Here is a 2,708-nt window from a genome sequence, read left to right as displayed (position 1 = left end):
CTGCTCCTAGCCCTGAACGGTCTCTGGCTCGGTCTCATGCTCGGCCTAGTGAGCGCCCGATTCCGCGACGTGCCGCAGATCATTGCCAGCATCATCCAGGTGATGTTCTTTCTCACGCCGATCATTTGGCGCCCCGATATGCTGCCGGGTCGGACCTTCTTCATCGACCTCAATCCCTTCTATCACCTGATCGAGATCGTCCGCGCGCCCTTGCTCGGCTCTGTGCCCGCCATCGAGACCTACCTGCTGGTGCTTGCTATCACTAGCCTCGGCTGGTCTGCAACACTGGTCCTCTACGCCACCTACCGCTGGCGCATCCCTTACTGGGTCTGATCGAGCCATGGCCTCCATACAGCTCAAAGACGTGACCGTCAGCTTCCCCGTCTATGACGCAGCCGCACGCTCGATGAAACAACATCTGATTCCGTCCCGCACAGGCGGGCGAATCTCCAACGCTGGAGCCAGCGGTTCGGTCATCACCGCGCTCGATCATCTCGACCTCGAGTTAGCGCACGGCGACCGCGTCGGCCTCGTTGGCCACAACGGTGCTGGCAAGAGCACTCTGCTCCGCGTCATGGCCGGCATCTACGAGCCCTGTGGCGGCCAGATCCGCGTTGACGGCCAAGTCGCACCGCTGTTCGACATCACCCTTGGGATGGACGCCGATGCCACAGGCTACGACAACATCCTCATGCGTGGTCTCTTCCTTGGTATGACACGCGCTGAGATACGCGCCCGCGCAGGCGAGATCGCCGACTTCACCGAGCTTGGGGATTTTCTAGACTTGCCCATCCGCACCTACTCCGAAGGCATGCGGATGCGGCTCGCCTTTGCCATCTCCACGTCCATCTCGCCGGACATCCTGTTGCTGGACGAAGGCATCGCCGCCGGTGACGCCAGCTTCATGGAGAAGGCAGCCGCGCGGCTTAATGCCTTCGTCGGGCGGGCCGCCATCATCGTGCTTGCCTCGCACTCGGACGCCCTGATCCGCCAACTCTGCACCTCAGTGGTCCTGCTCGAGCATGGTCGGGTGGTTGCCAAGGGCCCAACCGACAGCATGCTTGCTGACTACGCTGCCCAGCGCACAACCCCGCTAAGCGTCTCAGGCTAAACGTGCCTTCATCACTCAAAGGTCCTTTGTGAGCAACGGAGACACCCAGACACTCGTTATCGTTCTCGGTATGCACCGCAGTGGCACCAGTGCCGTGACGCGCGGTCTACAGGTCGCGGGCGTCGCCTTAGGCAACGACCTGCTGCCCGCTGTCCCCGGCGACAACGACGCGGGCTACTGGGAAGATCGCCAGATCAATGCCATCAACATCGACTGCCTCAAGCACCTGGGCATGGACTGGGACGACCTGCGCTCCATCCCTCCGTCAGCCTTCGAGACGGCGCCGCTTCGAGCCCTGGCCGATCAGGCAGCCGATCTCTTAGCCAGCAAACTCCAGCAGCACTCGACCTTCGGTCTGAAAGACCCCCGCCTCTGTCGGCTGCTCGACTTCTGGAAGCCGATCTTCGCGCGACTCGCGGTGACCACAAAATATGTCATCTGCGCCCGCAACCCGCTCAGCGTCGCTGACTCGCTCCAGCGCCGCGGCACCACCGACCCTGACAAGGCCCATCTGCTCTGGTTCAGACATATACTGCCGGCACTCGAGGACACCCAGAACAGTGCGCGCGTCGTCGTCGACTATGACCGCTTGCTCGATCAACCCGAGCATGAGCTCCGCCGTGTCATCGATCGCGTCGGGCTGCTCACGGAACTGCAGCACGCCGACCTCATCGATTATTGCAACAGTTTCCTCCGCCAAGGACTCCGTCACTCGCGCCATGCGCCACCGCCCGCCTTCCCGCAATCCCCGGTGCTCGCAGAGGTCTCCCAGCTCTACCAGCTGACGCTCGCGCTCGCTGCGGATCAGATCGACGTCGACGCCTCCGAAACTCAGGACCAGCTTGCCGCCCTCAGCAGCCGGCTTCAGGCACTGATGCCGATCCTCGACCTCCTCGCTCGCACCGAGCAACGTCTCGACGAGACCAGCGAAGAGGTGGCACGCAAGTCCGGCGACATCCGGTACCTCGACGCGCAGCTGATCCAGACCCGCAACCTCTATGAATGTGCCCGTGACGAGCGCAACCGCGCTCGTGAGCAGCGCGAGCACGCCCGGGCCGAGCGCAATCAACTGCGCCACGAGAAAGGCGTGGCCCTTGCCGACTGGCGTACCGCCGACATCGCCCGTCAGCACGCCGAAAATGCCCTCAGCTTCGTCACTCTCGAACGGGACCAGCTGCTTGCTTCCACCAGTTGGCGAATCACAGCCCCGCTGCGCTTCAGTATCTCGACCTTCGCCCAACTTGCGCGGCTTCCAACCCGGTTCCGCCAAGCTGTTGCTATGGCCGGTGGTTTCAACCAGCTCCTTCCGCTCCTCGCGCGCGTGCTCCGAGAAGAGGGCGTCGCCGGCCTGCGTGCTCGTCTCGGGCTGGTGCGGGCGATTGCGGGCGCCGCTGCCTCAGACCCGACAACGCCGGCCTTCCTGCCGACTCAGAAGGCGCCAACCGCGCAGCGCCCCTTCACCGTGCCGGCCCATGTCGTCTCGGTCGATATCATCGTCTGCGTCCACAATGCCCTCGAGGATGTCAAGCGCTGCCTGACCGCGCTGATCAGCAAGACCGCGCCGCCCTATCAACTGATCCTCATCGATGATGGCAGC

The 2,708-nt window shown here is 63.4% G+C and carries 3 protein-coding genes; all 3 read left to right on the top strand.

Annotated features, from left to right (window positions below):
• Positions 1-333 (top strand): ABC transporter permease (locus ACY693_RS17960; RefSeq protein WP_462323179.1); only part of this gene is annotated, 333 nt, incomplete at its 5' end.
• Between the two features lie 7 nt (positions 334-340).
• Positions 341-1,111 (top strand): ABC transporter ATP-binding protein, encoded by a 771-nt coding sequence (locus tag ACY693_RS17955; protein ID WP_462323178.1) that lies wholly within the window; start codon positions 341-343, stop codon positions 1,109-1,111.
• Between the two features lie 28 nt (positions 1,112-1,139).
• Positions 1,140-2,708, top strand: a 1,569-nt coding sequence (locus ACY693_RS17950; protein ID WP_462323177.1) for a glycosyltransferase, incomplete at its 3' end; no start/stop codon positions are given.

Source organism: Halochromatium sp. (assembly GCF_054919635.1).
Note: the sequence above shows the minus strand (reverse complement) of the source record. Positions and strands in the feature narration are given on the sequence as shown.